At 73.2% G+C, this 5046-nt stretch carries 4 protein-coding genes; 2 read left to right on the top strand and 2 right to left on the bottom strand.

Annotation, left to right across the window (positions count from 1 at the left end):
* Nucleotides 1-278: 278 nt before the first annotated feature.
* The gene (locus PROKR_RS11785) at nt 279-2111 is read right to left on the bottom strand and encodes an acyltransferase family protein (protein WP_169736394.1); all 1833 of its coding nucleotides are present in this window, start codon (nt 2109-2111) and stop codon (nt 279-281) included.
* A 270-nt stretch (nt 2112-2381) separates the two neighbouring features.
* Entirely contained in the window at nt 2382-3053 is a 672-nt protein-coding gene (locus PROKR_RS11795) for a hypothetical protein (protein ID WP_036963404.1), read from the bottom strand.
* Nucleotides 3054-3303: 250 nt separating this feature from the next.
* Here PROKR_RS11795 and PROKR_RS11800 point away from each other — a divergent pair, with 250 nt between their 5' ends.
* Together PROKR_RS11800 and PROKR_RS11805 are read left to right on the top strand one after the other, a co-directional pair.
* Nucleotides 3304-3708, top strand: a complete 405-nt coding sequence (locus PROKR_RS11800; protein ID WP_036963405.1) for a RidA family protein — start codon at nt 3304-3306, stop codon at nt 3706-3708.
* Nucleotides 3709-3914: 206 nt separating this feature from the next.
* Nucleotides 3915-5046: Ig-like domain-containing protein (locus tag PROKR_RS11805; RefSeq protein ID WP_169736395.1), on the top strand; the 1132-nt coding region annotated here is incomplete at its 3' end.

Here is a 5046-nt window from a genome sequence, read left to right on the forward strand (position 1 = left end):
GCCCGCCGCCTCGACGTGGCGGGCCGACCGGCTCGCACGGATCAGGATGAACCCGCCCACGACGCACGTGACGGCGGCGACGGCGAGCCACAGGCCGTCGAAGCCGGTCTGGGCGAGCGTGCCGGCGCCGACGACGCCGGTCGCGACGCCGCTGCCGATACCCGGGGTGTTGTACATGCGTGGTTCCTCTCGGTGCGCGGGCTGCGCGGGTCGCGGCCCTCCTCGTGGGACAGACGCAGCCGGCGGGCGGCGACGACGGTCCGGTTCTGTGGGCCGGGTCACGGGGTGCGTGACGGCGGGTCGGTGACGTCCTGGATGTTCGTGACCAGCCACGGCGCGATCCAGCGCATGCCGGCGCGTGTGAAGTGCACGGTGTCGAGGTATGCGGGAGCGCCGTCCGGTGTCTCCTGGCGGCAGGCCGTGTCCGTGCAGACGAACGCGTCGAGCTCCAGCACGGACACGACCGAGCGGTGCTCCGCGGCGAAGGCCCGCAGCAGCTCGGTGTGGCAGGCGGCGTCCTCGGGTGTGGCGATGGGCGTGAACGCGCGGGAGGTCGCCAGCAGCACGCGGCGCGGGGCGCCGTCCGCCGTCAGGATCTCCAGCGCGGTGCCGAGCTGGTCGCGGTACCGGGCGGCGTAGCCGGCCGAGCACGGGCGCAGCCACCGGCCGTCGACCCGCTGCTCGGCGCCGTCCCAGGCGAGGTTGACCAGTACGACGTCGGGCGCGGACCCCCGCACGGCGGACCGCCACCGGTCCTCCCAGGGCAGGCAGCCGGGTGCGGGCCCCTGCTCGACGGCGGTGGTGCGGCTCGTCTCCGGGCTGAAGACGCCGCAGCCGTTGAACGCGCCGTCGGTGACGGCGAAGTCGTCGGCGGCGAACGTGGTCAGGGCTGTCGCGAAGTCGTGGCCCAGCGAGTCGCCCAGCACCAGCACCCGCGTACCGCCCGAGCCCGACTCCTGCCGCACCAGCGTGGGGGAGACCACCAGCGCCGTGCAGGCGGCGGCGGCGAGCAGCGCGAACGCCGTGCCGCCCGCGCGGTTCCAGCGCCGCAGCCGCACCGGCTCGCCCACGATGTGGTGCAGGAACAGGGCGAGGACCGTGGACAGCGGCACGCCGACCAGCGCGACGACAACGGGGCTGGGCGCCTCCAGGGTGCGCTGCAGCACCCAGAACACGGGCACGTGCACCAGGTACAGCGAGTAGGACGCCTTGCCGACCTCGACCAGCGGCGTCGTCATGAACACCCGGGCCACGAGGGTGTCCTCGCGGGTGAGCGACAGGATCAGCGCGGCGGCCAGCACGGCCACCACCGTCAGGCCGCCGCGCTCGTACAGCCACGGTGCCTCGTAGGTGTCGGTGCCCACCGAGACCAGCACGACCGCGGCCAGCAGCCCGAGCGATACGAGGGTCGCGGCCGGGCGGGACAGGCGGCGCCGCGGATGCCCGTCCACGCGGCGGACCGGCAGGGCCGCCGTCACCAGCGCGGCGCACGCGCCCACCATGAGTCCGACGCCGTGCGAGTGCGTGCCGAGGTAGAGCAGGTCGGCGTTGGCGCCGTCGTACTGCAGCACGGTCGCGGCGGTTATCGCGACGGCCAACAGCCCCGCGAGCCAGGCGATCGTGGCGCGCCGCCGGCGGGCCACGACCACGCACACCAGGGCCAGCAGCGGCGGCCAGACCAGGTAGAACTGCTCGGTCAGCGACAGCGACCACATGTGGGCCAGCGGCCCCGGCACGCCCATCGCGTCCCAGTACGACTCGCCGCGCGCGATCTGCTCCCAGTTGGCGACCTGCAGCAGCGACGCGAGACCCTGCTGCAGCACCCGGTCGGCCTCCTCCGGTCGGCCCAGGCGAGACACCGCGATCCCGGTCGCGCCCAGGGTCACCAGCAGCGGCACCAGCAGCCGCTTGGCCCGGCGCCGGTAGAACTCGCCCAGCCGGATGCGGCCCCTGCGCGACTCCTCGCGCAGCAGCGTCAGCGTGATCAGGTAGCCCGACAGCACCATGAACAGGTCGACGCCGAACAGGCCGTTCTCGTAGAGGCCCGTGTGGTACATCAGCACCGACAGGACGGCGACGCCGCGCAGGCCGTCCACCGCGCGGAAATACACCGACGGCAGGGGGGCTCGCCGGGGCCTGCCCGGCCGGCTCTCCGGCGGCGGCGAGGGCGGCTGGTCCGGGGGCTGGTTCGGCGGGCCCGTCGTCGGGCGCGGGACGATCACGGTGCTCACGTCCGGTACTGACGGTGGTGGCAGGTGCCGGTGACGGTCGCCTGCCGGGCCGCCGGACGCACGACGCCCCGCCGCTCGTGGAGGAGAGCGACGGGGCGTCGGTCTACGGGTCGAGGGGGTGGTTCGCCCGTAGGTTCGTGGCCAGCCTGGTCAGGCCTGCGTGGTGGTCACGTTCTCCCGCTTGGCGCTGCGCACGCGGCGGACGCCGGCGAGGGCACCGGTGGCGAGCAGACCCGCGAGCCCGAAGGCCGGGGCGACCATCGGGACCGGCGGCGCCTCGTCGCTCGTGACGTACAGGTCCCGGATGGTGCTCTGGCGGTTGCCGCCACTGGTCCCGGTGAGGGCGAGCTGCGTGACGGGCTGGCTCGTGCGGAAGGACGAGATGGTGTTGCCGTTGGTGTTCCCGTCGGCCGAGCTGCCCTGGGGCCCGCGGAAGCAGAGCTGGCGGGTGTTCGGGTTCCAGGTGTTGTCCGGGTCGAGCCTGACCAGCACGACGTCGGAGGAGAGCTGGACGCACTCGCGCGACGCCCCGTCCCACCCGTTGAGGTTGTGCACGTCGAACGTCGCGGTGACGGGCTCGCTGAACGTGAGCGTACGGGTCACGTCGTCCCGGACGTTGCCGTTGGTGCCGGCCACGCCGCCCCGGCCGGTCCAGCTGACACCGCTGGCGGTGGTGCCCGAGTTCGACGCCCAGTTCACCGGCTCGGTCACCGGCGCCGCCGAGGCGGTCATCGCGCCGGCGCCGAGCAGGAGCGAGGCGCCCAGGCCGACGGCGGCCAGCCGCGAGCGGCCGGCCTTGATCTGATGAGAGGTGTTGCTCATGTGTGTTCCCTTCCTGTGTGCGTCCGCGACGCTGAGGTACGGCGGTGTCGCGGCTCGCACAGGGTTTGACGGGATGCCCGCGCGCCGGTGACGGGTGATCCGCCGTCGGCGCGGCGCCGGCGGTCCAGACCTGCGACGGCGAACGTAGGGTTCGTCGCCGCATGAGCGCCGTTGCGCCGACGATGCCTACGTCCGACGACGCGTGCGTCGATGCCGGCGGCAGGTTGGCTGCTCTGGCACGATCGGCGGCATGTCGAGCTCCGTACAACTGATCCGTTCCTCGAACCTCGCCGACGCCGAGTACGCGTACGCGGCGACCGCACCGTCGCACGCCCGGCTGATCTTCCTGGCGGGGTCATGCCCCCTGGACGCCGATGGGGCCACCGTCGCCGTCGGTGACTACGCCGGTCAGGCGGCTGCCTGCGTCGAGACCATGACCCAGGCGCTCGCGGCCGCGGGAGCGACGATCGAGGACGTGATCAGCACGCGGGTGCTCGTGGCGTCGTCCGAGCGGGCGGACCTGGTGGCCGCGTGGGGAGCGGTCCGGGACGCGTTCGGCGGGCACGACGTACCGAGCACGCTCCTCGGCGTCACGGTGTTGGGCTACGCCGACCAGCTCGTGGAGCTCGAGGCGGTCGCCGCCGTCGTCGACTGACCCCTCGCCGCCGTCGGCCCGCGGCGGCGAACGTAGGGTTCGTCGGCGCATGAGCGCTCTGGCGCCGACGAACCCTACGTTCGCGGTCGCCTGCGCCGACTGGCAACGTCACCGCCTCCCGTACGTCGCGTCTGACCTCCCGTGCGCGGACCTCAGCCGTGCCGCAAGCGCGCTCCGCCGGGGCGCACGAGCAAGGGAGTTCTCTCATGACCCGAACGACAACTGTCCGGGGCCCGGCCCGCGGACGCCGTCTCGCAGCGGTGGGCGTGCTGGCCGGTGTCCTGGTGGGCGGGCTCGGCGTCGCGTTCAGCGGTACGGCGAGTGCCGCCACCGCCCCGACGCTCGACTGCTCGACCGATCCGACGATCTTCAACACGGGCTACGACTCGTCGGCCGGGCAGATCCTGGCCGACGGAAGCACGGACCTGCACTGGCAGACCACGGGACCGTACTACGACGTCCCGTACGCGCAGTCCTACGGAGTGGCGAACCCGCCACGGACGGTCGCGCTCCCCCCGGCGGGTGCGACCTGGGAGGACGCGTACGTGGTCCGGCACCCTGCGTGGACGGGCGGCACGGACGTCGGCGATGCCCAGTACATCTCGCGCACCGCCGACGGGGTGCACGCCGACTACGGGTTCAACCCCGACGGCACCCCGGATCCCGCCAACTTCGACGGGGAGATGTACTACTACCGGTACGACTTCGACCTCGCGCCCGGGGTAGGACTGGAGACCGTCGGCCTGGACTTCTTCGCGGACAACACCGTGATGGAGGTCTGGGTCAACGGGCAGGCGCAGAGCCCGACCAACCCGAGCCTGCCGGCGATCACCAACTCCCCGTGGGCGAACAACCCGTACTACAACGGCGGCTTCGTCGAGGGCGGCCAGGCGTCCGTGGCACTGTCCGACGGCTGGCAGACCGGCCGCAACTCGATCATCGTCCAGATCGCCAGCTCGCCCGGCGCCGAGGGCTTCCTCGCCCAGTTCACCGGCGAGTTCGCGTGCGAGCCGGCGGTGCTGGTCGACGACTCGGCCTCGACCCCGGCCGACACCCCGGTCACGGTGGACATCGACGAGAACGACACCATTCCCGAGGGCTCGACCGGCTGGGACGTGGACACCACCACGGCCGAGGGCGGCACCGTCGTCGACAACGGCGACGGGACCGTCACCTACACCCCGCCGGCCGGCTTCACCGGCACGGACACCTTCACCTACCGGGTGACCGGGCCGGACGGCGTCGAGGTGGAGGCGACCGTGACCGTCACCGTCACGGAGGACCCGGAGCCGCCGGTCCCCGCGATCAGCCTGGCGGGCACGGCGCTCGCGCTGGCCG

It is taken from the genome of Promicromonospora kroppenstedtii DSM 19349, assembly GCF_000515355.1.
GTDB lineage: Bacteria > Actinomycetota > Actinomycetes > Actinomycetales > Cellulomonadaceae > Promicromonospora > Promicromonospora kroppenstedtii.

Excerpts from the sequence above, each read along its gene's own strand:
- PROKR_RS11795 (WP_036963404.1), bottom strand. The coding sequence starts at position 3,053 with ATGAGCAACACCTCTCATCAGATCAAGGCCGGCCGCTCGCGGCTGGCC.
- PROKR_RS11800 (WP_036963405.1), top strand. The coding sequence starts at position 3,304 with ATGTCGAGCTCCGTACAACTGATCCGTTCCTCGAACCTCGCCGACGCC.